We start from the raw sequence: 25,868 nt of genomic DNA, 5'->3' as shown, positions 1-25,868 counted from the left end.
CCATCAGCGAAACCACGCAGATAACCGCAGCTGTAATCCGAGTCAGCGCACCCTGGAATAGAAGATGAGGCAGCCGGCGAGGCAAATGCATGGGGAGCCGCGAGGACGGTCATCATTATTCCTACAATAAGGAACGCTCCAAGCAACATGCGAAACAAAGTTTTACGCATCATTACTCCTCCTGGATATACCCATATCCACATAACCACAGGCCCTATCAGCGATTTGATCGTTGCCAGCTCCGCCCCATATTGCGCCCTGGATGGAATGGAAACGCGGCACCGCATTCCCCTGTTGAAACGAAGCCTTCACCTCAAATCAACAAATCCTGTATATATCCATTATACACCTTCTACCTATAGAAAAAATCACATATGCCCCCCCTCCCCATACGATCACGCCCACAAAACCGTTTGGCGCTCTCTGCATGATCGCTCCGGCCGGAGCTACCCATATCATCAGCGCCAGCAGGTCGCATGTGCTATACTACCCATGAATACGCTATTTACAGTCATTTCCCTAAGCGCAACGAGGATAAGACTCATTACTAAACTTGGCAATGCAGGCTAGAAAGTGGATAGAGATATGCAGACACCAGCTGGTGCGCGGGCCCGGCGCCAGGGCGGCGAAAAGCGTAAGAAGACGCGCGATTTAATCCTTGAGATGGCGCGCAGGCTGTTTAATGAGCAGGGGGAGGCCAATGTGACGCTGGCCCATATCGGGGAGCAGGTGGGCATCAGCGAGGGCAACGTCTGGTACCATTTCCATACCAAGCACGATCTGATCATTGCCCTCTTCGCTGAGCTGCAGGCCAGAGCCCAGGCCAATCAGCAGATCAACCTGGACGAGCAGAGCCTCACCAGCAATCTGCGCGGTCTGCTGGTGCGCGGCTTTCAACTGATGTGGGAGTACCGCTTCCTCTTCCGCGATCATATCAACTGGGCCAGCGACCAGCACGAGGTCTATGCACAGTTGATCACCCTGACCAACGAGGGACACAACTTCATCGAGCGTGTGCTGGAACGGATGCGCCAGGCTGGCCTGCTCCAGATCGAGCCACAGCAGATCCCGCTGCTGGCAACCAATATCTGGATCATCAATCGCTACTGGATCGATTATTGCCAGAGCCGCCACATCCACCACCAGATCACCGAGCAGGAGATCCAGGCCGGCATCGAACAGGTGCGCGCCCTCATCCATCCCTATCTCATGCCCGCCGCCCACCACCTGCTCGCCTCGGCGCCAAACCCGTGATCTCACATCCTGTGGCTCCCACGATGCTTCTCGCAGAGGACATACACCTGGTATCTTTTGTTTTATAACCGGCTTTGCTTTGACGCAATTAAATTGAGTACAATTGATTTGTACACAATCAAGCACACCAAAAAAAGAAAAGGATGGCAGGAGCATAGATGGATACGCAGCCTTCACGGATCGGATCATACACCACCATATACGATCGGCTGACCGCGCCGCTGCTTTACCTTTCGAGCGAGGAGGCGGGCTGGCAGGGATTGGTGGCGCGTGCCTTCCATGAACCAACACAGCTAGAGGGCTGGATGGCACAGGATATACCGGATATCTCACTGGTCCTTTTTTCCGGGGGAACCATGCACATAGAGCAACGTCCAATCAACGGTCCCTGGAAATCGCAGTATATTCATCAGGGGGAACTTATTCTGCAGCCAGCGACGGACATAGCCCATGAGATACGCTGGCAGGGACTTGTCGGGGCACCAACGCGGACCTTTCATCTACAGCTGAGCCCCCGGCTGCTCGCCAATACCGCCGCGGAGGTGGCGGCCGGAGATCCCGCTCAACTATCACTGCTGGCACACTCGGGTTTTAAAGATCCACTGCTGACGCAGATCTGTCTGACGCTCTGGCAGGAGTTGGAACAGGGCTCGCCGACCGGAAACATCTACGCGCAGACCGCTTCCCAGTTGCTGGCTGTTCACCTGCTGCGCCACTATACGGCGAAGCCACCCACCATCAAGGAGCCCACGCAGGGATTGACGGAGCGGCAGATAGGACGCGTGCGCGACTACGTTCTGGCACACCTCGATCAGGAGCTTTCACTGGAGGCGCTGGCCCGGCAGGTGGGCTTCAGTCCCTATCACTTCGCGCGTCTCTTCCGCCAGACAACCGGAGAGAGTCCGCACCAGTTCGTGTTGCGGCAACAGGTCGAGCAGGCGCAACACCTGTGCGAGAAAAGCGAGATGCCGCTGGCCCAGGTCGCGCTAGCGTGCGGCTTCTCCAATCAGAGCCACCTGACACGTGTCTTCAAGCGCTACCTCGGCCTGACGCCACGCGCCTTTCGCCAGCAATACACTACTCGCGCACGTTTGTGATAGAAGCGCACGGATGTGCAAGATCGTTCTCCTTCCTCTGCGCTATCATAGACACATGATAACGCGAACGGCGATGTTGATACGCATCGCCAGATAGGAAAGGAACCGTACAATGCCACTTGACCTCTACATGGTTGGCCTGCTCCCTCGTGATATGGAAAAGTCGCTGGCCTTCTATCGCCAGCTCGGTCTGGAGCTCCCGGCGGACAGCGAGGGGAGACCACACGTTCAGGTGCAGATGAAGGGCGACATTACCTTCTTCCTCAACAGCATGATCCCGCTGGATCGCCAGCACGCCCAGGGCGTGGTGCTCGAATTCTATGTCCGGGACCGCGCGATCGTGGAAGCGAAATACGCCGAGCTCACCGGACTCGGCTACCACAGCTACCAGGCACCCAACTTTTCAGAGACCATCAACGCCTACTTCGCCATGATCAACGATCCCGATGGCAATATCGTCATGCTCACCGCTGATTAAACGCCTGGACAAGCCGGAGCCAACCCGGCACCTACGATGATGTCGCGAATGGCCTGGATGACGCTGTCCGGTTGGTCGATCTGGATGAAGTGGCCGCTCTGCTTGACGATGCGCAGGCTGCTCTCGGGTGAGAGCAGCGCCTGCTCGCCCTGCAGCTGCAGCCAGAGCTGCTGAATGGCGCCGCTGGAGCTGTTTTCGGCGGCCAGCACAATCAGGGGAATCGGCGGAAAGGCGGGAGCGGTACGCACCTCTTCTTCGCTACGCTCGATAGCCCTGGCCTCACCAAACGTCCAGTCGAAGGCGCGGGAGCGCAGCCGCTGCGCCTCGGCGATCGGCTGGACGGTGGCGGGATAGCGCGTGGGACCCGTTTTGGGACGCTGCAGGCGCTTCTGGAGGCGCACCACGCCGATCCGGGCCAGCAGGGGACTACTCCAGCAGAAGAGCTGCCAGCGTAGCTGCTGCTGCAACCACCTGGCACGCGCCGGCCTGGGCACGCGCCGGCGCTGGTCGAGCGGCGAGGCGTCAATCAGGACGAGTCCAGCCACCAGTTCGGGATGCCTGCGCGCGAAGAGCTGCATGTGCAGGCCGCCCAGCGAGTGGCCCACCAGCACGTAGGGACCCGGGATGCCGCCGCGCCTGAGCAGGGTCAATAGCTCATCCACGATGCGCCCGGCGCTGCGCGGCTTTGGTCCGGGCTCGCTCCAGCCATAGCCGGCGCGATCATAGGCGCACACACGCGTGAAGCGCGCCACCGCAGGCTGGATATAGCACCAATCCAGCATCGAACAGCCCAGACCCGAGTCGAGCACCACGGTCGGTCCTCCCTTGCCCATATCCAGGTAGTGCAGACGGTGCCCTCCGACATCGATCAGCCTGCCCGGCGGCGGATAGCGTCGCCGATCCTTCGCCTCGGCCAGCACCTGGTAGAGCGCGCCCGCGCCCGCCGCCATCACGCCCAGCCCGATCGCTGAACCCACTAACGGCCTGATCCATGGCGCGACCCCACGCCTGGCTTCAACTTCCTTCACAAGCATAGAGAGCGGCTCCTTCATCCAGCTTCCAGCCCACCTGCAGCACAATCAGCTACCTATGGCGGACATAGCGCATACACGATACGCATCTATCTATATAGTGCATTCACGCATCTGAAACAACGCTAATCTGTTCTTCTTCAAGTATACCTTGCGCGTCCACAAGTCATTCGATCGCGATCTATGTATCGCCTCCTGGCGATCACTATCAATTATGACCACGAATGTTGGGCTATCTATTGTCAGACAGGCCCACCTTTGCTAGGATAGGCACAAATTCAATGATTGAGGAGGTTTCGCGTACATGAGCACACCATCAATCGAAGCTGTAAAACCAGAGAATGGGGAGCGGCTCCTGCCGGATCTCATCCGCCTGCTGCGGGCAACCGTCGACGGTGGCGCTTCGGTCGGCTTCCTGCCACCGCTGGCCGAGGATGAGGCCCGGCGCTACTGGCAGGCGACGCTGCAGGATGTCACCGACGGCTCACAGGTGCTGCTGGTGGCGTTGGATACAGACGGTCAGGTCCTGGGCTCGGTCCAGCTGGCGCTGGCTATGAAGCCCAACGGACGTCACCGGGCGGAGGTGCAGAAGCTGTTTGTCGATCCTTCCCAACGCCGTCACGGCATCGGTCGCGGTCTGATGAAGACGGTGGAGGAGGCGGCCCGCGCCCATGGCCGTACCCTGCTCGTGCTCGATACGCGCGAGGGCGACGCCGCCGAACAGCTCTATCGTAGGATGGGCTATATCGAGGCCGGTCGCATCCCGGGCTACGCCATCAGTTCCTCCGGCACCCTCGACGGCACCATCTACTTCTACAAAAACCTGCCCACCACCTGAGCCTCTATCACTGTTCAGTTGGTGGGCGAGCCGTACAAAAGAGGAGACCCGGCTGGATCACCGGGCCCCCTCCAGGGCGCCATTGTATTTCTCATAAAGCTGGTCAGCTAAGTGAAGGAGACGTTCGCCGTCATCCCCGACAAAAGATCGTAGGAGCCCACGCTGTCGCCATCGATGGCCACGATGACCTGGTATTTGATGCTCGTCTGGCTGCCAGGATACCCCAACCCGTTGGGCGACATCGTGATCACATGACCCGAGAACTGGTGGCTGCCAAAGGCCTTCAGGGTGAAGGTGGCCCCCTGTCCCTGGTGCACTTTGGGGATATCGGTCTCGTCGACAAAGGTGAGAACGCGGTTCACGCAACTGGTATCCGTGATCTGGATAAAGGTGAGGCCACCATGAACACCCTGGCTCTCGAGGCCACCGGCGGGGACCAGGTTGGTGACCGCGCCCGGCACACCACCCACGGTGCCGATAACGGCGGTGATAACTCCGGGATGGGGCGCGTGCATCACGGTCAGCGCCAGCAGCCTTTCGTCGGTGAGCAGCGTGGCCAGCGAGGTGCGATAGGTGAACTCGGCGGCCGCGAGGGCAATATAGGCATTTGAGACGTCAGGATTGGTCCTGGCTACGTCAATGCTGTCGCGGGCCTCAACGATGCGTCCATTGATGTCGGTCAGGTTGACGTCGGCGTTGGCCCGCGCCTGCTTGAGCGCCGCCCGGTCTTTGGCGACCGTTCCCTGTGCCGTGATTACCGCCTGCTTCGCGGATGCCACCGCGGCGCGGAAGGCATCCTGGGCCGCCTGTATACACGCGTCCTGCGTGCTCCCCCCCGCGTTCTCGGGACCACTGCTACTGGCCGCCGAGGGGCCGCTGTCGCCACCGGGTGACGAACTGGATGCCGCGGCCTGGCAGGCGGCGATGGCGCTGGCTTCGGTCTGCCTGGCCGATCTGATCGCGGCATCAGAGCTCCTCATTACCGCATCAAGCGTCTCCTCATCCTGATCCAACGCTACCTGGGCAAAGTGAATATTCGCCTGTGCCTGGCGCTGCAATGCCTGGCGATTGTTGAGTTCAGCCTTCAACGTATCCTGCGCCAGTACGACAACAAAATGCCTATGCGCGATCTCGTTATCGACATACGCCCGGGCGGCATTCAGCTCAACACGGGCCGCGTCGATGGCGACCTGGGCTTCGTTCACCTGCTCACCATAGGTATTGTATCCCAGGTGCGCCAATACCTGGTTGGTCACAACATGCTGGCCCATGTTCACATTAATGTCACTGATCAAACCACCGATGGCCGAGCTGAAGTTTAGATTGTACACCGGCGCCTGCAAGAAGCCGGTGGCGCTGACCGGCGCCGCCATCATCCCTCTCGATGCCAGGCGCCCCTGGAAGCCCGCCGCCCAGTGCAGTGGTCCGAAGAGCACCCCGATCAGGAGCACCCCCAGCAGGATCAATGAGATCCAGATGGCGTTCCGGGGGTCGCGCCACCTGCCTCGCCGCACCGGCGCTTCATTCATAGAGACTATCTGTTCAGTTGCTTCATCAGGTGCTGGACCTGGTGGTTTAGTGGGTGTCTGTATCATGCACCGATCATCTCCTCATTATAGAAGCTGTTGACCTGACAAGAAAATGACCGTCTGTACGGCAAACAAACATATAAATAACAAACCATATCCATGGCGTACACTACGGTATTTCAGCTTTAGTATATAGAGGTGCTGAATTGAAAAAGAATAATGCAAAGGGGTTTTGCATACGCACTTCCCATAGGATAGGGGTCTTGCATGATAGTATAAAATAAGGAGCATATCGCTTATACTACGAGATGGGTCTATCTCTGAAATGTACTACGCATATATACACATATGCATACTGCTACGTATACTGATTATGTTCCATATGTAGGCGCATAGGATGGTGCTCTCAACCGTTTTGAGAGAAGAGCAGGTAGTAAATGTTAGAAACACTGGATACGATCCCCTGGCAACAGCTCCAGCATGCCTATGGAGATGCCAGCGAGGTGCCGGGGTGGATCAGGGATCTGGCCTCCCCCAATAAGGAGGTTCGCCAGCAGGCGCGCAGCCACCTGGGGAGCAGCGTCTATCACCAGGGGACGGTGTATAGCTCGACGGCCTCGATTGTTCCTTTCCTTTGCGAGCTGCTGGATGAAGAGCAGGTGGCACATAAGCTCTGGTTGCTGCAGTTGCTGACCTCGATCGCCCATGGCTCGTCCTATCTGGACGTTCACTATCGCCGCCCACAGGAGCGCAATACGCCTGAGTTCCAGGCCCGACTGGCCGAGGAGCTCAAGTGGGTCAGGCAGGCGAAGGAGGCGGTGAGCGCGGGCTATCCGACCTATCTAAACCTGCTGCACGCCGATCAGCCACGACTGCGCGCGATGGCGGCCTGGACGCTGTCGTGCTGTCGCTCACACGCCGATGAGGTGATCCCGACCCTCAAAGAACGCCTGAAGCAGGAGGATAAGCTGTCGGTGCGCGCCTCCATGATAATGACACTGGGACGCCTGATGCCGGCCATTAAGGAGACGCACGATTACTTTATGCACCTGCTTAAGAAGCAGAAGAAGCCGGTGCTGACGATCGCGGCAGCCCTGGCCTACGCGCTGCTGGCGGAGGAGGATACGCCACGGCAGGTGGTGCGCATTCTGCTCGAGAGCTACGAGCAGCCGCCAGAGGTTAAGGCGAAGTTCGCTACCCTCCCCTTTACCGATGTCAACATGGATGCCACCCTCAGCAAGGCCTTCTGCGCCATCGGTTTCTCGGTCGCTCCCCTGGTCATCCCTACCCTGATCAAAGCCCTGCCCCACTGTGACGCGCTGAGCAGCGTGGTTCTGGTCGATAACCTGCTCTACCTGGCCCTGGAGGGACGCACCCTCAGCAAGGACACAACCATCGATGACCTCTCCGATACGCAGAAGGACGTACTGACCGCGCTGGTCAAAAATAAGCATATCTGGGAGAGCGCCAACATGCTCATTACCGTTGGACACTATTTTCCACCCCAGCACAACCTGGAGCTCTCGCTCTGGAACCGCGAGGATATTGTGCGCTTCCTCAAAGGGAAGCCGGTTATCTCCTCCGATGAGGAGGAGATACAGCGCCAGCAGCCTTCTGATAAGGAAGCCGTCAGTAAGAAATCTTCTTGAGGATGGCGCTGCGGGGGATTTTGAGCGCCCCCGCACGGGCGTCCGCTACGCGGCCGCGCTGTTTTTTTATAGGGATGCGGCAGGGGCGCTGTCGCGCCCCTGCCGCATCCCTATTCAAGGAGGAAAGGTGCCGCATCCAGGAGGAAGGGTGCCGCATCCAGGAGGAAGGGTGCCGCATCCAGGAGGAAGGGTGTCGCATCCAGGAGGAAGGGTGCCGCATCCATAAAAGGGCGGCCTTTAGCGCCAAGACTTTCAACTTTAGCGCAAGCAACAAGAAAAATGACGAGAGTACGTGCGGGCGAGCATGCTGCAATCATATATGATGATCCCGCCCCAACGTGACACGCGCCAAAACACGCAACGCGCACCCCAACGCGTAATACGCACCCCAACGCGTAACGCACACCCCAACGCGACACGCACCTGTAGGGACGACCTTCAACGGTCGTCCGGGCCGCGAGCGCCAGCGATTGCGGCCCCGTACCCGGCCGGTTCGGCATCCCCCCGACATTCACGCTCACCCATTTATTCCCACACATCACGCGGATAGCTCCGCTTCGCCCGCGCGCTCTCCTCCAGGTCGATGTCCAGCGTGATAAACGGCTCCTGGCGCGAGGTCACGGCCAGCACCTCTCCCTCGGGATTAATGATCACTCCACGTCCAAGGAACAGGTGCTCATCGACGCGGTTGGACGAGATTACAAAGGCGCCGGAGGCGATGGCGGCCATGCGCAGGGCGACGATCCAGCGTTCGTAGTTCATGCTTGAGGCCCGCGGCGCGGCAATGATATTGGCTCCCTGCCGGCCATAATACCTGGCCCATTCATTGAACATCACTTCGGTACAGATCAGGAAGCCGATGGCCAGCTCACCCCCTGGCCGCACCAGCGAGAAGTCGCGCCGGTTGCGATCAAACCAGTTGCGCTCGTAGAAGTCCTCTTCGTTAGGGAAATAATATTTGTCGTGCACCCCCTGATAGCCCACATCCGGCGTCCAACAGAAGCCGCGATTGAAGTGCCGCCCCTCTTCGGTTACCAGGTGGGTCCCCAGCACGGTCGCCGGGGACAGCGCGGACAGCGCACCCATCCCCTCATCATGCTCTCTCTGCGCCCGCTGCCAGACCTGCTCATCGAAGCTCGGCGTCCTGGCGAACCAGGCGGAAAACGGCAACTCCGGCAGCAGCACCAGCTCGCTCCGCTGCTCGCGAACATAGACAACAAACTCTTCCCAGACCTGCGCGAACGCCTTGCGCTCATCAGGAAATTCACACACGGTCACCTTCATACCTTTTGTTCTCCATCTCGTAGGTGCTGGGCTTGCCCCGGATTGGCCGCAAAGCCGCCCCGTGCCCGGGCGCGCACGTTCCACTAAAGATACCATCTCCCCTCTCAAAGGTGCGCCAGCGTGTTACGTTGAAAGTGTTGAGCCTCGCGCCAGATTTCCAGATTTGAGAGAGAAAGCAAGAAAGAGTCAGCAGAGGCTCACTGGCGGCATTCCTCCCACCCCCTGGTCCTTCTGGGGTTCGCCATACGGGCACGCGGCTCCGGCTGCGTGCCCGCGTTTGCCGACTGGAGGCCAGCCTGGGGCGCCACGCCCCCAGGCTTTTTTATTGGGCTTCGAGCAGGGGAAGGGTAAACCAGAAGGTCGCGCCATGACCCGGCTCGCTCTCAACGCCAACCCGGCCATTGTGCATGTTGATAATCGTCTGGCAGATGTGCAGTCCCAGGCCCATACCCTGCCCGCTGCCAGCCTGAACCGGGATATCGGGGTCCTGGTAGAAGCGCTCCCAGATCTGCTGCTGCTGGCGGGCATTGAGCCCCGGCCCGCGATCGCGCACCCAGACGCGCGCCTGCCTCTCCCGGTCCACGACCTCGACGCCGACGGTAATCTCTTTGTCAGCTGGCGCGTATTTGATGGCATTGGTCAGATAGTTGTTGACCACCTGTTCGATGCGCCCCGGGTCCACCATGACCGCCAGCGATTCCAGCCCGGGCTCTAGCAGCAGTTCAATCTGACGATGGGGGGTGCTGGAACGCTGATCAAGCACGACCTCCCTGACGAGATCGGTCAGGTCGCATGTTTGCAGGGAGAGATCAAGCTTGCCCGATTGGATGCGCGAGACGTCCAGCAGGTCGTTGATCAGGCGCTTCTGCGTCTCGATCTGACGGGCGGCCCGCTCCAACAACTGCGTCAGCAGACTATGCATCTGGCGCAGTTCGTCGAGCGAGGGCAGCGTCGACTGCTGCAGATCCGCCGCCAGCCGCTTCAGGCGTCGCTGGGAGAGCTGAATGTTGCCTTTGATGGCGGTAATCGGGGTGCGCAGCTCGTGGCTGACCATGTGCAGGAATTCATCTTTGCGCCGGTCGGCCTCCTCCAGCGCCTCCAGCAGGATCTCGGCCCGCTTGCGCGCCCGCACCTGTTCGGTGACGTCGACCGCGTGGACCAGGATGCCGTCGATGCTACTCGTGGTATCGTACGCGGCCTGGTAGACAAAGTTAAAGTACACGTCTTCCAGCTCGCCATTGCCCTGGCGGTCGAGTCGCACCAGCATCTCGTTGCCGTAGAAGGTCTCACCGGTGCGATAGACACGGTCCAGCAGCTTTATGAAGCCCTGCCCATTCAGTTCTGGCAGTGCCTCTCGGATCGGCTTGCCAAGCAGGTCCTCAGCGGGACGGCCAACGATCTGCGCGTAGCCGGGATTGGCCAGTATGAAGACGTGTTCGGGACCGTGTAAGACGGCGATGACGGCGGGGGCCTGCATGAATAGATCGTGCAGGCGCTGGCGCGCGCTTTCGGCCTCGCGCTGCAGGCGGGCGATTTCCAGCCGCGCCTGCACTCGGCCAAGCAGTTCGCGGGCGGAGAAGGGCTTGGTCAGATAGTCGTCGGCGCCAGCCAGCAGTCCCTCCAGGGTGGCTTCCTCTCCGGCTCGGGCCGAGAGCAACAGGAACGGAATGTTGTGCGTGGCCGGGTCGCCGTGCAGGGTGGATAGCAGGGCGAAACCATCCATGCCGGGCATCATGACATCGCTGATAATCATATCCGGTCGCTCGGCCCTGGCTACTTCTAACGCCTCGTATCCGTTAGAGGCCAGGGATACGCTGTAGGTAGGGGAGAGGAGATGGTCCAGGTAGTCGCGCATATCGGCGTTATCATCCACGACCAGCAACCTGGGCGCCCGGCCCTCATGATCATTGACGGGATGGCGCGTCGATATCAGCGCGCCGGTCGAGAGCGAGGGCGCGATCTCAGCTGGCCGCCGCTGCTCCTCAGGTAGCCAGCGCAGAACCTCCTCGACGTAGGGGAGCGCTCCTATGGCAGAGGAGGGAGGCAACGTGCGCTCCATCTCCACGCGATCAGTTGGCAGATGAAGGTAGCCACGCGGGATACGAATGGTGAAGGTAGTACCAACACCCGGCTGGCTGGTGACCGAGATGGTCCCTCCATGCAGGCGTACCAGTTCCTGCACCAGCGACAGGCCGATGCCTGATCCCTCCTGGGTACGAGCCTGAACCTGGCGCACGCGGTAGAAGCGCTCGAAGAGATGCCTCTGATCCTCCGGCGATATGCCAATACCGCTATCCTGCACCATCAGCACGGCGTCCGCACCTTCCAGGCGCAAGGAGACATGGATGCCGCCTCTCAAGGTATATTTAAAGGCGTTCGAGATCAGATTGAGAACGATCTTCTCCCACATCTCTCGATCGACATAGATCGGCTCGGGGAGCGGCTCACAATCCACCTGTAGCCACAGGTGCGCCTTCTCAATCGCCGATCGAAATGAGCTGGACAGGTCGCGGGTCAGTTGAGCCAGGTCGGTCGGCATATAGAAAGCATCGATGCGGCCAGCCTCAATGCGCGAGAAGTCCAGCAGTGTATTCACCAGCTTGAGTTGGCGCAACTCGTTGCGGCGCACCATCTCCAGGTGCGTACGCTGCTCCTCGGTCAGGAGATGGGTGCGGTCCGCCAGCACGGCCTCCAGCGGACCCAGCGCCAGCGTCAGCGGTGTGCGAAATTCGTGGCTGATATTGTGGAAGAAGGTGGTCTTGGCGCGGTCGAGCTCGGCCAGCGCCTCAGCCCGCTCCTGTGCGTCCTGGTACGCGCGCGCCGCCGCGCAGGCGGTGGCGACCTGGCCGGCCAGTAGCGTCAGAAAGCCGCGATAGTCATCATCAAATACCTGGCGCGGATTGATGCCCGCGACCAGGAAGCCATAAGGCTCCGCCTGGCCCGCCTGAGCCACCGGTAGCACCAGCGCCTTCTCTGGCAAACCCGCGTCTGCCAGTCCCCCACCTCCCCAAACACCCGCCAGGCGCCCCGCCACATCGTCCAGCAACAGCGGGCGCCGCTGTTGCTGGACCTGTGAAAATGGCCACAGCTCACGCTCCTCATCCATTATTTCATACTCTGCAATCGGAGCTCGCATGTCGTCCGGCCAGTGGCTGGCGGCGGCCAGCCGCACCCACGCCCCATCCTGTGACAGCAGGTAAAGCAGCGAGAATGGCACATCGTCAGAATATTCAAGCAACGTATGGGCCGCCACCTCGCATACATCCTGCAGGGTGCGCGCCTCAGCGGTGCTGGCAGCCAGGGCGCGTAGACCACGCATGCGACGCGCACCCACCACCTGCGCCGTCGTCTCGGTCACCGCCGTAAAGATACCCGCAATGCTGCCATCCTCACCACGCATGGGACTATAAGAAAATGTAAAATAGGATTCTTCCATGAAGCCGCTGCGCTTGATCAGCAGTGGCAGGTTCTCGGACCACGTGGCTTTCCCGTCACGCATGACCCCGTCTAACATCGGCCCGATGACGTCCCAGATCTCCGACCAGCATTCGAAGCCGGGTCGTCCCAGCGCGCGCGGATGTTTTTCGCCAAGGATGGCGGCGTACGCGTCGTTGTAGAGCATCACGTACTCCGGTCCCCACCAGATGAGCATCGGGAACTGAGACGCCAGGCAGATGCTGACCGCGGTACGCAGACTCTGCGGCCAGTCCTCCACTGCCCCTACCGGAGATGAGGCCCAGTCATACGCTCGCATCAGCTGGCCTACGTTGCCACCATTTGCAAATGTATGATCCTCATCATCCAGATAGATCATATCAGCCGATATATCATCCATAACATTACTCCTCTGCTGTGCCGCCTGCTCCGCGAGCGCGTCATGTGGCGCTTCTGTGCCTGCTCGTATCGCCACATCCAAATATCAGGTATATCGTCAATCCTCTCCCATAGATCCAGGCTATCCCCTTATTGTAACGTTTGTATGCCAGCATCACAACCCTCTCTGGCTCGCGACCATGTCTTCCTGCTATGTCTCTCTATTATGATATTATGAGATGCATATCCTATCCAAAACGGGGACCAGGAATGCGAGATCCAAACTATACAATAAGTGATGAGCCGCCGTTAGCCAGCTGAACCATTACAGACGGTATCATTGTATCGCGAAAAGGGGTCGCCGTCTATCAGACGACGGCCCTGTGCGAGATGATGGCGGACGTGAATGGGGACGTAGAGCGGCCTTACCCCGGCTAATCTTCGCGCTCAAATCGATGGGACCTGCCTACACCTTGAAACGCATAATATGCTGCGTTCTTCTCGCCCGAACTTCCCTCCCTGAAGGGGATAGCATTATATATTTTGGTCGTTGCATCACACCCAATTGAATTGCGCGCAATTCAATTGGGTGTGATGCAACGACCAAAATATATAATATGGCAGGTAGTGACGCTTGAACAAAAAAGACAGTGAAGGGATTTTGCGATGCGGATTATTGATCTAATGGACGGGGACACAAACGGCGTGCAGCAGGCGGCGGCGCTCCTGGTGGAGGGATTTCGCGATCACTCACCCCATCCGTGGCCGGATATGGAGACGGCGCTGGCCGAGGTGCGCGAGTCGTTGGCGACCGATCGCCTGAGCCGCGTGGCACGCGACGAGAATGGAGCGGTCCTGGGGTGGATCGGTGGCGTCAGCCAGTACGACGGCCATGTGTGGGAGCTGCATCCGCTGGTGGTGCATGTGGACCATCAGGGACAGGGGATCGGGCGGGCGCTGGTTCGCGATCTGGAGGAACAGGTACGGGAGCGTGGCGGCCTGACGATGATGCTGGGGACCGATGATGACCATGGGCAGACGACTCTCTCGGGCGTCAATCTCTTCCCCGATGTCTATACCCATATCGCGCGTATCCAGAACCTGCGACACCATCCCTATGCGTTCTATCAGAAGCTGGGCTACACCATCGTTGGCGTCGTCCCCGACGCTAGTGGCATCGGCAAACCCGATATTCTGATGGCAAAGTCGCTGGCGAGCCGCGCGGATAGTTAGGACATCTATTCCGCTCGGGGCGCGGCTAGTAGCCACGTCTCCAGGTGCTATAGAGGCCAGCACAACCCAGCACGACGGCACAGATACCAACCAGGCTAAACAGGCATTCGCTGGTAAAGAAGGAATACAGTCCTGTGATTCCTGGCATAATACGATCGATAATGTATACAGCCAGGGCAACACCTCCAAAGACGATCAAGATATTTTCGTTTGGCCAACGCTGGAACATGGTATCCATCCTTTAACTGCGATGTGCACTATTATACGTTTTTCATTGCGCTCTGCGCTCCTGTAGGTTCCTCTTTCTACTCTTCTACTAATACGCTGACAACCCTGGCCCGGCTTCACTGCAAGCCTCTTCATCATACCACGTTTTGGCTTGCATTGACCGCCGTCTATCCGATCCACCAAACTGCGCGGCCGCGATTGTTTGACAGCGTGACCCCTTTGTGGCATGCTTGTAAGCAGTTACTCATCACAAAATCAATGATCAATTTCACCATCAGGAGCTCACTTTGGACCATACCTCTATAAGGTAGCATCTTCTGGTTCTGGCCGGCTCACGCGATCACACGCCGGCATACATACGCTAGACGCGCGCCACGATCGGCGGGCGTTATTTGTAGTGCCCGCTCCCCTCCATTTCCGTCCCGCAAAACTCGTTTTTCTACGCTACGAAAGCTTTGTTGGGAAGGAATACCTACTCATGGATCACACCTCTACGGCGTCCGAAAAGGGACCCGGGACGCCGCCGATCGCGCGGCCGCTGTGGCGCAATGCTGATTTCCTACTGCTGTGGAGCGGGCAGCTTATCTCGACGCTGGGCACCAGTGTCTCGGGGCTGGCGCTGCCACTGCTGATCCTGGCACTGACGCGTTCTCCGGCGCAGGCGGGCCTGTTCGCGGCTGTGCGCCAGCTGCCCTATCTGCTGATCAGCCTGCCAGCCGGCGCGTTGATCGATCGCTGGGATCGCAAGCGCACGATGATCTGCTGCGACCTGCTGCGCTGGCTGGCGCTGGGCTCGGTGCCGCTGGCTTTCGCGCTGGGACATCTGACGCTGCTCCAGCTCTATCTGGTGGCCCTGTTCGAGGGGAGCGCCTATGTGCTCTTTAGCCTGGCTCAAATCTCGGCGCTGCCCCACGTGGTGGCGCCTCAACAGCTGCCGCGTGCCTACGCGCTGGATACCACCACCGAGTATACGGGTACGCTGCTTGGTCCCGGCCTGGGGGCATTCATTATCGGTCTGGCTCCAGCGGTACAGGTAGGGGCGATCATCGGCTACCTGGTCGATAGCGCCTCGTACCTGTTCTCGGGACTCTCGCTGCTGCGCGTGCGCGCTTCGTTCCAGGTGGCGAGCGCGGACCATGGGGCGCCGCGCCGACTCTATCACGAGATCATTGAGGGGCTGCGCTTCCTGTGGCGACAGCGCGTGCTGCGCCTGCTGGCCCTGCTCACGGCGCTGGTCAATTTCCTGCTCAGCCCGCTGGAACTGGCGCTGATCATCCGAGCCCAGGGTCAGCTGCATCTGAGCGTCCAGTTCGTCGGCCTGATCTTCAGCGTCGGCGGCCTGGGAGGCATCCTGGGCGGCCTGCTCGCCCCCTGGCTGCATGCACGCTTGCGCGGCGGACAGATCCTGGGCGCCTCGCTGTTCGTCTGGATCGGCGCGGCGCTGCTGCTGGCGCTCTCGCCCTGGCCCGGCTCGCTGCTGATCGGCAAGTTCTTGTTCAGCTTTAGCTGGCCCGCCTACGGCGTAACGGTGGTCACCTACCGCCTGCGCCAGACACCCGATGCGCTGCAGGGACGCGTCAATAGCGCCTTTCGCAACCTTACCTATGGCAGCGAGCCGCTCGGATCGGCCCTGGGCGGTCTCCTGCTTGTCACCCTCGACGTCCGCGCCGTCTTCGGCCTGATAACAGCCGGCCTGGCCGCCGCCCTGCTCCTCGCCGCCTGCACCCGCCTGCGCAAGATCTAAGAGAGTGCCAGGCACACCTCTTACTGGCGCGCTTGAGCGCCCCCACTCGGGCGTCCGCATACGCGGCCGCCCTGGCTAGTATATATGAGGGTTGAGGCAAAAACGCGCGTTCAACGCGCGTTTTTGCCTCAACCCTCATATATACTAACTTTTGAGCGCCGAAGGCGCGTAGAGTCAGGGGTCGCAGACACACCAGCCAGAACTTACCAACAAGAACATAAAAAAGTTCCCGAATCGGGAACTTTTTTATGTTCTTGTTCGTCTATTTTTAATAGAAGAAGGAGGAGGTTATCATGATAAACAAACGTTCCGCCATCATTTCCGTTATGTTCGTGCTGTGTCTGAGCATGCTGGCCGCCTGTGGCAACACGAGCCAGGATGATCAAAGGGCTTCGCAGCCTCCTCCGGCGCCAACCACGCAGCCGACGCAGCCGCCCCATGTCCAGCCGCCACATCGCAAGGTCCCGGTCGATCCGACGCCACGACCCGATCCTCAGCCGGGGGCAACCCCGACGCCCGGCAATCCCAATCCTAACCCTGGCGGCCTCCAGGTCGCCGTCAACCAGGCCAGCTACTCACGCACGGACGCCATCAGCATCACCATCAGCAATGGCCTGGGCCAGACCATCTATCTCACCACCCCCAGAACCAGCTGCACCCTCGCCCAGCTGCAGATGCTCGTCAACGGCAACTGGACCCCCGTCGGACGCTGCGTCAATATTTCAGCGACGCCCACCCGGCAGCTGGTGGCTAGCGGCACCATGAACCAGACCATCCAGCCCCAGAACGCCTTCGGCGTGCTCCATAGCGTCTCCAGCTGGCAGCCCGGCACCTACCGCGTCAGCGTCACCTACACCACCACCTACGATCCCGACACCGTCGGCGGCGGCCAGCAGGCCACCTCCCCGACCTTCACCATCACATAACACACATCTCCACACCCACCTGGGAACATGATCGTGCGGGAAGGGGAAATCGACCGCAAGGGCCGAACCCACATCGCGCCTTTCTTTTTGCATCCCATGTTTATATTGGTGCGGGTATAGGTTTTTGGAAGCGGGGTCCAGGGGCGGCAGCCCCTGGCGGGGTTTCAGGGGTGTCCCCTGATTTTCCCTCTCCTTGTGCCGCCGTCAGGCAGCCCATGGCAGGGTTCTTGGGAGTGGGGTCCAGGGGCGGCAGCCCCTGGCGGGGTTTCAGGGGTGTCCCCTGATTTTCCCTCTCCTTGTGCCGCCGTCAGGCAGCCCCTGGCAGGGTTCTTGGGAGCGGGGTCCAGGGGCCGCAGCCCCTGGCGGGGTTTCAGGGGTGTCCCCTGATTTTCCCTCTCCTTGTACCGCCGTCAGGCAGCCCCTGGCGGGGTTCTTGGGAGTGGGGTCCAGGGGCGGCAGCCCCTGGCGGGGTTTCAGGGGTGTCCCCTGATTTTCCCTCTCCTTGTACCGCCGTCAGGCAGCCCCTGGCGGGGTTCTTGGGAGTGGGGTCCAGGGGCGGCAGCCCCTGGCGGCAGCCCCTGGCGGGGTTTCAGGGGTGTCCCCTGATTTTCCCTCTCCTTGTACCGCCGTCAGGCAGCCCCTGGCGGGGTTCTTGGGAGTGGGGTCCAGGGGCCGCAGCCCCTGGCGGGGGTTCAGGGGTGTCCCCTGATTTTCCCTCTCCTTGTGCCGCCGTCAGGCAGCCCATGGCAGAGTTCTTTGGAGCGGGGTCCAGGGGCCGCAGCCCCTGGCGGGGGTTCAGGGGTGTCCCCTGATTTTCCCTCTCCTTGTGCCGCCGTCAGGCGGCACAAGCGGGTTCAAGGGCCTTACCCCTTGAAAACCTCTACTTGAAAGGGCGATCACATACCCCACGATCACAAAAGTAAGGCCTGCTCAATAAAGAGTTTTTGAGCTCAAAAAAGGCGTGAGCGCAACAAAATATATATAACAATGCATAATTTGGGGTAGGAATATTCTATTAATAATTCGTGATTATATTGACTTTTCTGAATTAACAATGTATGCTTAGAGACGCGTGAGTATTTACGGTGCTTTGTGCCAGGGGCACCCTTACCATTTGCTGTCGCGCTTCTCTTGCCAATCGATGCGTCGGGGGATAGCATCGGCCATACTATGATCAGCATTTGTTTCATGGATCATTTGTTTAAGGGTTATAAGCTGACATGCGTACATAAGCTTGTAATCATGTGCGTGTTTTCTGGTCGTTTAAATAGAAGATAATCAATATATACTTGACCTGTCTGCCCGCGTACATGCTGGCGGAGGCATCAGGTAATAGCGGTTATTTAAGCATATGTCGGCGCGCAGCATAGTATCTATCTATCCATCCCCCTCCAATTTTGAACCGTAGTTTCGGAAACGACGAGACGGAGGTCATGATTCGCATGAGGCGTTCCTCTCTATTACGCCGGTATAGCATCTTCGGCATTTGCGCTGTGGCCATGCTGGGGATCTCGGCCTTTTTGATTCCATCGGCGGCTGCCTACCCTATTCAGCCGAACTTTAATCACTTTCTATATACCAATCATGATGATTCTCAGTATGATGACAATGAGCAGCCAGGGACCGGCGCGGCCGCTCTGGCACAGCAGGCATACGATGATCGTGCCTATCCTCATAAGTTTATCGATGCGACCCAAGCCAACAATGCCTATAACGCTAACCAGGCCCTGGCAAGCCATCCAGCTCCGACCGGCGACGCGCCAAACTGGGCGCATAGTTCCTGGCAGTTCGCGGGACCTTCCGATCCCGAGGCGGTGAGCCAGGCGACCTACACGGGCCGCCCGACGGCGGTCTCGGGTCGCGTGACGGCGATCGTGGTAGCCAACGATTGTAATACCACAGTCTGTCGCGTCTGGCTGGGCGCGGCCGGCGGCGGCGTCTGGCGCACGGATAACGCGCTGGCGGCCAAACCGACCTGGAAGTCGGTCAACAGTGGCATTCGCTCCAACGCTATCGGCTCGCTGGCCCTGGATCCCAATGATCATAGTGGCCGCACGATCTATGTCGGTACGGGCGAGGAGAATGGCTCCAGCGATTCCGAGGCTGGCGTGGGGCTGTATAAGTCCACCGACTTCGGCGATCATTGGCAGCTGGTGCCGGGCAGCTTCCCGGCCGCTAAAGATCGCTCGATCGGCTCGGTAGCCATCGATCCGACCAACGCGCAGCACATCTACATCGGCACCGATGTGGCCCGCCATGGCTCCTCTTCAGTCAACGGTGGTCGCTACTCACCGCCCGACGCGCCGAAGATCGGTCTGTACGAGTCGAAGGACGGTGGTCGCACCTTCTCGCTGGTCTTCAGCAAAGAGTCGGATGTGGTCGATCCCAATAGCCCCAATGGCAGCGACTTCTTCCGTGGCGGCGTGAGCAAGATCCAGTTCAACCGCACTGGCCTGCCAGCCCATGTTGGACCACAGGTCTACTTCTCGGTCTTTGATTATGGCGTCTATCGCTCGGCCAATGGCTCGTTCGAGCAGGTCTTCGCTTCGGCTGGCGGCGGTACCGTGGCTAATAGCCTGTCTTCGCGCACGGAGTTCTCGCTGGCTCCCATGGGCCAGAAGCTGCGCATCTACGTCGGCGATACCGGCAGTGCGCCGGCCGATTTCTATCGCGTCGACGACGCCAACGTTCCAGCGGCGACGCTGACCGATGGGACCAACAATCCGGGCTGGATCAAGCTGTCGAATTCGACACCCGGTACGCCCGGCTACTCTTCCTATAACTATTGTAGCGGCCAGTGTTCCTATGATATGCCGGTCGCCTCACCTCCGGGACGCCCCGACAATGTCTGGATCGGCGGTCAGATGCAATATGGCGAGATCACTCCAACCGGCGCGCCCTCCAATGGTCGCGCGGTACAGCGTTCAACCAACGCCGGCGTGAGCTTCACCGATATGACCGACGATACCCAGTCACCACCACTGGGCATGCACCCGGATCAGCACGCGATCGCCTTCGATCCCAATAATCCCGATATCGCCTTCCTGGGCTCCGATGGCGGCCTGGTCCGCACCAGCGGCCAGTTCGCGGATACCAGCAGCGAGTGCGCCACCCGTGGCCTGACCGGCGCCAATCTGGCCGATTGTCAGATCTGGCTCAAGGCCATCCCGACCCGCATCTTCAGCCTGAACCAGGGCCTGGCGACGATCCAGTTCCAGAGCCTGACCTTTAATCCGCAGGACCCCAGACACGATGTGATCGGTGGTACTCAGGATAACGGTACCTTCAATTCGACCTCCAATCCGGCAACCTGGCTTCAGAATGTCGGCGGTGACGGTGGTCAGTCGGTGATCGATGCCGGCAATCCTAACATTCGCATGCATACCTACTATGGCCCTCAGGGTGACGTCAACTTTAAGAAGAACGATCCCTCGGGCTGGGATTGGTTCGGCGATCCACTGGCCAATAGCGGGGAGGCCGCTTCCTTCTATGTGCCGCTGATCGGCGATCCCAAAATCAGCCAGACGATGTTCGTCGGTCTGGAACATGTCTGGCGCACCCAGGACAGTGGTGGCCCGCAGGCGTACCTGGATCAGCACTGTAACGAGTATACCGGCGATTTCGCGGCGACCTGCGGCGACTGGGTGCCACTGGGCAATAACCTGGTGAACTCCACCTACGGTACCGATAAGTCCGGTAGCTACGTGGTGGCGATTACCCGCGCGCCCAGCGACGATCAGACGATGTGGACCGCGACCCGCCGTGGCCGCCTCTTCATCTCGCTGAACGCTAATGCGGCGGCTAACGCGGTGTCCTTCACACGTCTGGATACCCCGGCGCAGCCGACGCGCTTCATCAGCGGCATCGCCGTCGATCCCAAGGACAAGTATCATGCCTATGTAACCTATTCCGGTTATAACGCCTATACACCAACGACGCCGGGACACGTCTTCGATGTCCACTACAATCCAACCACGAAGACCGCGACATGGAAGGATATCAGCTACGACCTGGGCGATCAGCCTATCACAGGCGTTGCCTATGATGGCGTCACCGGTAACCTGTATATCGCTACCGACTTTGGTGTTGGCCGCCTCAAAGCCGGCCACAACCACTGGCGCCCGGCAGCCCAGGGACTCCCGATCGTCGCCGTCTATAGTCTGACCATCTCGAATTCCGGTCGCGTGCTCTACGCCGCCACCCATGGTCGCGGTGCCTGGCGCCTCGACCTCTAGCCCGGCTCACAGACACCACGATACTCACGACGCAGACGCGCCCTCCCCACAGGGCGCACCTTCCACCAGGGGGTCCCGACTCAACGGCGAGTCGGGACCCTTTCCTTATAAAAGGTCCAACCTTCCCAATTTCAACAACATCCTTATATAAACTTGCTTATATAAGGATGTTGTGTTAATATCTCTACATAAACAAGTTTATATAATGCCTGGTTAAGATGCGGAGCAACCCCTGCCGCCGTAGGTGCCGGGCTTGCCCCGGCTTGGAGCCGTCAGGCGGCCCCGTACCCGGGCGTGCATGCTTCACCAACGACGCATCTTCCCAACCAGGAGTGCCAGCATATTACATAGAAAGGTTTCCATCATATGAACACATCCCCTTCACCATTCACCACCCACCGCGAGTCATTCGCCAATGACCTGGTCGTGCGCTTCGAGGAGCACGGTAGCGGTCGGCCGATGCTCGTCCTGCATGGCGGTGGCGGACCACAGACCGTGCTAGGCCTGGTGCGTTCGCTGTCCGAGCAGGCTCATGTGCTCGTACCGACGCATCCCGGCTTTGAGGGCGAGCCACGGCCCGAGCACTTCGCCAGTATCGGCGATCTCGCCCTGACCTATCTTGAACTACTGGCGCGACTCGACCTGCGCGAGGTCATCGTCATTGGATCATCGATAGGCGGCTGGATCGCCGCCGAGATGGCTGTGCGCGACGCCTCGCGCCTGAGCGGAATTATCCTGATCGACGCGGTCGGCATCCAGGTCGACAACCAGCCAATCACTGATGTGTTCTCGCTGGCTCCACAAGAGTTAACCGCGCTCAGCTTCCATAATCCGGCCGCCCTCCCGACTGCCCCGGCCACCATGACCTCTGAACAGCTAGCTATCAGGGCTGGCAACTTCCAGGCGCTTAAAGTCTATGACCAGGGACAGGGCATGGCCGATCCAACGCTACGGGACCGCCTCGCACGCGTGGAACTGCCGGTGCTGGTCGTCTGGGGTGAGAGCGATCGCGTCGCCACCCCTGACTATGGCCGCGCCTACGCCCGATCATTCCCCCACGCCCGCTTTGAACTCATCACCGAGGCCGGCCACCTCCCACAGATCGAGCAGCCCACCCGCCTGCATGCCCTCGTATCCCAATTCGCTCTCGAACACTAGCGATCCCATTACGAGAGGACATTACAGGTGGGAAACTGTAGTGCTCAGCATTCTATAGTGTATTGGTGTCTCAGGGGCGCGAAAGCGCCCCTGAGACACCAATACATAAAACCAGCGCGGCCGCGCAGCGAACGCGTGTGCGGGGGCGCTCACGTGCCATCAAAAAGCACAATTCTCCAAAAAACAAACGCTTTTATCCCCATTAGTAATCGTTTGCCGATAAACCATTGATTCCTCAACCATACATATATTATTATTAATATGTATGAAGATCACGTTCAACGGATTGCACGTGATGAATTAGGAGGAATCCTGAAATGGCTAAGAAAGTCGTCTACTCTCTCCTTATCTCTTGTCTCCTTTTATTTTTGCTCCAGTCAGTACAACCTCATGTTGTCCATGCCAGTTCACAAGATAATAACGTCGAGTGGAATGGCCTCTTTAGCGATCAAGGACCGTTGTACGATAGCGCGCTTGAGCCAACCTGCTCAACCGCCATCACGCTCTCAATGCGTACCTTCCATAACGATATTACGAGCGCGAACATCAAGTACTACGATACGGCCGATAGCAGCTTCCACTGGGTACCGATGAGCTTCTCCAATACGGACGCGACGCAGCGCTTCGACATCTGGAAGGGCACCATCCCGGCCAGCTGTTCGATCAAGTACTATCGCTTCCAGATCAACGATGGCACGGCCACAGCGTGGTATAACGCGGCTGGCCCATCCTCAAGCGAGCCGTCGAGCAGCGATTTCTATGTGCTGCCGAACTTTTCGACGCCGCAGTGGGCCAAGAATGCCGTGATGTACCAGATCTTCCCCGATCGCTTCTACAATGGCAATACCAGCAACGATGTGCAAACCAATCAGTATAGCTACCTGGGCTATCCGACCGAGCACAAAGCCTGGGGCACCAGCCCGGTCGCCGATAGCGGCTATTCCAATAGCACGGTCTTCTTCGGTGGCGACCTGCAGGGGATCGATCAGAAGCTGAGCTACATCAAGAATACGCTGGGCGCCAATGCCATCTACCTCAATCCTATCTTTACCTCGCCCTCCAACCATAAGTACGATACCCAGGACTACAATAACGTTGATCCAGCGCTGGGCGGCAACTCGGCCTTCAGCCAGCTGGTCAGCGATATCCACAGCAGCTCCAATGGTCCCGCCGGACACGTGGTGCTCGATGGCGTGTTCAACCATACGGGGACCTGGGATCAGTGGTTCAATGAGTACAATACCTATCCTAACGTGGTTGGCGCCTACCAGAGCCAGAGCAGCCCGTACTACAATTACTATACCTTCCAGCAGTGGCCCAACCAGTATTCGACCTTCCTCGGCTACACCAGCCTGCCCAAGCTGGACTATGGGTCGAGCGGCTCGGCGGTGCGCAACGCCATCTATGGTTCGAGCAGCTCGGTCGCGCAGTACTGGATTCGCCAGTATGGCGTGGATGGCTGGCGATTGGATGCGGCCCAGTACGCCGATGCCGGCGGCAACAATGGCAGCGATTCCACCAATCACCAGATCTGGCAGGAGTTCCGCAACAGCGTCAAGGGAGCCAACTCCAACGCCCTGATCTTCGGCGAGTACTGGGGCAACGCCAACGCCTGGACCAACGGCACCCCCTGGCAGTGGGATAGCGCCACCAACTACGATGGCTTTACCCAACCGGTCTCCGAGTGGATCACCGGACAGGATTACAACGGCAATGCCGCCTCGATCGGGGTGTCGCAACTCGATAGCTGGCTGCACGGTACGCGCGCCAACTATCCGACACCGGTACAGGAGGTAATGCCCAACTTCCTGTCGAGCCACGACATTACCCGCTTCGGCCAGCGCGCCGGCGGCGATATCTGGAAGACCTACCTGGCCGCCTTCATGCAGATGACCTACGTCGGCCTGCCGACCATCTACTACGGCGACGAGTACGGCATGCAGGGCGGCGCCGATCCCGATGATCGTCGCACCTTCGACTGGAGCCAGGGCAGCACCAGCAACTCGGCCGTTGCCCTCTTCCAGAAGCTGATCTCGATCCGCAATAGCTATCCCGCCCTGCGCACCGGCTCATTCATCACCCTGGCCACCGACGATACCAACAAGATCTATTCATTTGGACGTATGGACCAGAACAACCGCATCGCCGTCGTGCTCAACAACGACAGTACTACGCACAGCGAGACCATCCCGGTCTACCAGCTCAGCGTCACCGACGGCAGCCAGCTCACCGATAAGGTCAGCGGCCAGGTCTACACCGTCCAGAACGGACAGGTCACCGTCTCCGTCCAGGGCCACTACGGCGCCATCCTCGTCCAATAACCCGTCCCCCCTTCTTTATACATATATAGAGAAGATAACCAAAGAGGGCCTGCCGCGCGGCAATCGCGCGGCAGGCCCTCCCTCCACGCACAACCACGCCCATCGTAGGTTCGGGCCTTGCGCCCGATTTCCCCTCCACGCACCACAACGCCCGTTCAAAACGATCGATAACATTTTCGGGCATTGCGTGTTTAATGGACACGTTCACATGGGGTAAGTTAAATCGGGCGCAAGGCCCGAATCTACGTTATCTCTTCTCTTGTTGCGCATCTGCCAATCACAAAGGCGGCCCGCACCCCTTGACGATCCCGGCCCTCCTGAGCTATGGTAGACGCAAAGCGAATTTTCAGCGGACCTGTTTCAGGCCGCCGGCATCGATTTCCCTCTCCGATCAGAGGCGGTAAAAAGGATCGCCAGCTTCCTGGATGCCCAACTTGAGCACTAACTTCATACGCATTCAATTGGCTAAAGTATCATTCCTGTCTTCACCAGAAGCGTTTATGGAAACCGTAGCTCTCGCCCACGTATTGGTAGCCGACCGCCTTGTAGAAGGGGATCGCCTCTTTTTCCGCGACCAGGTTGATCTGGACCCGTGGATAGAGGAGGTGGCAGACCTGCAGCAGCAGGCGGCCGATCCCCTGTCCCCGGTAGGTAGGGTCAACCAGCAGATCCGTGATGTGCATGGTGATGTGCCCATCCGTTAACGCCTGCACATATCCCACCACTCGCTCATCGTGGGTGGCGACAAGGCCGGGCCAGGCATGACGCCACCCACCGAGCACCTCTTCCGCTGTATGATGGGTTGGCCACCCCTGCTGATCAACGAGTCGCTGCACAGCCGGCATATCCGCGTCAGTCCAGCAACGCAGTTGAATGCCAGCAGGCAGTGAGAGCGTTGAAAGTACACCGGCCAGCTGTGCCTGCCGCTCTGATTGTTCGGTCATGAAACGAGTTTCCTTTCCATACAAACGTGCTGTTGAACCAGTCAATCCCTTGATTGACTGGCATCAACAAAGCTCTCTCTATACCCATAATTTTATCCCATCAAAA

The 25,868-nt window shown here is 59.2% G+C and carries 17 protein-coding genes; 11 read left to right on the top strand and 6 right to left on the bottom strand.

Annotated features, from left to right (window positions below):
- Positions 1-585: 585 nt before the first annotated feature.
- The 3 genes from KTT_RS22390 (at position 586) to KTT_RS22380 (ending at position 2,829) form a co-directional block, all read left to right on the top strand.
- Positions 586-1,254 carry a TetR/AcrR family transcriptional regulator gene (locus KTT_RS22390; protein ID WP_126598405.1) on the top strand — a complete coding sequence of 223 codons (669 nt, stop codon included), beginning with the start codon at positions 586-588 and terminating at the stop codon, positions 1,252-1,254.
- 158 nt (positions 1,255-1,412) lie between these two features.
- The gene (locus tag KTT_RS22385) at positions 1,413-2,351 is read left to right on the top strand and encodes an AraC family transcriptional regulator (protein ID WP_126598402.1); all 939 of its coding nucleotides are present in this window, start codon (positions 1,413-1,415) and stop codon (positions 2,349-2,351) included.
- A gap of 112 nt (positions 2,352-2,463) precedes the next feature.
- Positions 2,464-2,829 carry a VOC family protein gene (locus KTT_RS22380; protein ID WP_126598400.1) on the top strand — a complete coding sequence of 122 codons (366 nt, stop codon included), beginning with the start codon at positions 2,464-2,466 and terminating at the stop codon, positions 2,827-2,829.
- Here KTT_RS22380 and KTT_RS22375 read toward each other — a convergent pair.
- Positions 2,826-3,863 (bottom strand): alpha/beta fold hydrolase, encoded by a 1,038-nt coding sequence (locus KTT_RS22375; RefSeq protein ID WP_160146052.1) that lies wholly within the window; start codon positions 3,861-3,863, stop codon positions 2,826-2,828. The two genes, KTT_RS22380 and KTT_RS22375, sit on opposite strands and share 4 nt — an antisense overlap.
- Positions 3,864-4,164: 301 nt before the next feature.
- On the opposite strand from KTT_RS22375, the gene KTT_RS22370 reads away from it, so the two are divergent.
- Positions 4,165-4,698, top strand: a complete 534-nt coding sequence (locus tag KTT_RS22370; RefSeq protein ID WP_126598396.1) for a GNAT family N-acetyltransferase — start codon at positions 4,165-4,167, stop codon at positions 4,696-4,698.
- 107 nt (positions 4,699-4,805) lie between these two features.
- Here KTT_RS22370 and KTT_RS22365 read toward each other — a convergent pair whose 3' ends face one another.
- Complete coding sequence (locus KTT_RS22365; RefSeq protein WP_126598394.1) at positions 4,806-6,293, bottom strand: HlyD family secretion protein; 1,488 nt, start codon at positions 6,291-6,293, stop codon at positions 4,806-4,808.
- A 371-nt stretch (positions 6,294-6,664) separates the two neighbouring features.
- Here KTT_RS22365 and KTT_RS22360 point away from each other — a divergent pair, with 371 nt between their 5' ends.
- The gene (locus KTT_RS22360) at positions 6,665-7,876 is read left to right on the top strand and encodes a HEAT repeat domain-containing protein (protein WP_126598392.1); all 1,212 of its coding nucleotides are present in this window, start codon (positions 6,665-6,667) and stop codon (positions 7,874-7,876) included.
- Between the two features lie 525 nt (positions 7,877-8,401).
- Here the strand turns inward: KTT_RS22360 and KTT_RS22355 are convergent.
- Entirely contained in the window at positions 8,402-9,160 is a 759-nt protein-coding gene (locus tag KTT_RS22355; RefSeq protein WP_126598390.1) for a carbon-nitrogen hydrolase family protein, read from the bottom strand.
- A gap of 322 nt (positions 9,161-9,482) precedes the next feature.
- The gene (locus KTT_RS22350) at positions 9,483-12,995 is read right to left on the bottom strand and encodes an ATP-binding protein (RefSeq protein ID WP_126598388.1); all 3,513 of its coding nucleotides are present in this window, start codon (positions 12,993-12,995) and stop codon (positions 9,483-9,485) included.
- 644 nt (positions 12,996-13,639) lie between these two features.
- Between KTT_RS22350 and KTT_RS22345 the strand changes: the two genes are divergently transcribed.
- Positions 13,640-14,206, top strand: a complete 567-nt coding sequence (locus tag KTT_RS22345; RefSeq protein WP_126598386.1) for a GNAT family N-acetyltransferase — start codon at positions 13,640-13,642, stop codon at positions 14,204-14,206.
- 25 nt (positions 14,207-14,231) lie between these two features.
- Here KTT_RS22345 and KTT_RS22340 read toward each other — a convergent pair whose 3' ends face one another.
- Entirely contained in the window at positions 14,232-14,435 is a 204-nt protein-coding gene (locus tag KTT_RS22340) for a hypothetical protein (protein ID WP_126598384.1), read from the bottom strand.
- Between the two features lie 477 nt (positions 14,436-14,912).
- Between KTT_RS22340 and KTT_RS22335 the strand changes: the two genes are divergently transcribed.
- The 5 genes from KTT_RS22335 to KTT_RS22315 all read left to right on the top strand — a co-directional run bounded on the left by KTT_RS22335 (position 14,913) and on the right by KTT_RS22315 (position 24,818).
- Complete coding sequence (locus tag KTT_RS22335) at positions 14,913-16,178, top strand: MFS transporter (protein WP_126598382.1); 1,266 nt, start codon at positions 14,913-14,915, stop codon at positions 16,176-16,178.
- Positions 16,179-16,471: 293 nt separating this feature from the next.
- The gene (locus KTT_RS22330; protein ID WP_126598380.1) at positions 16,472-17,104 is read left to right on the top strand and encodes a hypothetical protein; all 633 of its coding nucleotides are present in this window, start codon (positions 16,472-16,474) and stop codon (positions 17,102-17,104) included.
- 1,442 nt (positions 17,105-18,546) lie between these two features.
- Positions 18,547-21,339, top strand: a complete 2,793-nt coding sequence (locus KTT_RS22325) for a WD40/YVTN/BNR-like repeat-containing protein (protein ID WP_126598378.1) — start codon at positions 18,547-18,549, stop codon at positions 21,337-21,339.
- Between the two features lie 366 nt (positions 21,340-21,705).
- Positions 21,706-22,497 (top strand): alpha/beta fold hydrolase, encoded by a 792-nt coding sequence (locus KTT_RS22320; RefSeq protein WP_126598376.1) that lies wholly within the window; start codon positions 21,706-21,708, stop codon positions 22,495-22,497.
- Between the two features lie 317 nt (positions 22,498-22,814).
- Positions 22,815-24,818, top strand: a complete 2,004-nt coding sequence (locus KTT_RS22315) for a glycoside hydrolase family 13 protein (protein WP_126598374.1) — start codon at positions 22,815-22,817, stop codon at positions 24,816-24,818.
- Between the two features lie 485 nt (positions 24,819-25,303).
- Here KTT_RS22315 and KTT_RS22310 read toward each other — a convergent pair whose 3' ends face one another.
- Complete coding sequence (locus KTT_RS22310; protein ID WP_126598372.1) at positions 25,304-25,762, bottom strand: GNAT family N-acetyltransferase; 459 nt, start codon at positions 25,760-25,762, stop codon at positions 25,304-25,306.
- Positions 25,763-25,868 lie beyond the last annotated feature (106 nt).

Source organism: Dictyobacter aurantiacus (assembly GCF_003967515.1).
Lineage (GTDB): Bacteria > Chloroflexota > Ktedonobacteria > Ktedonobacterales > Ktedonobacteraceae > Dictyobacter > Dictyobacter aurantiacus.
The sequence above is the reverse complement of the archived record's forward strand: the minus strand, read 5'-3'. Positions and strand labels throughout refer to the sequence as shown.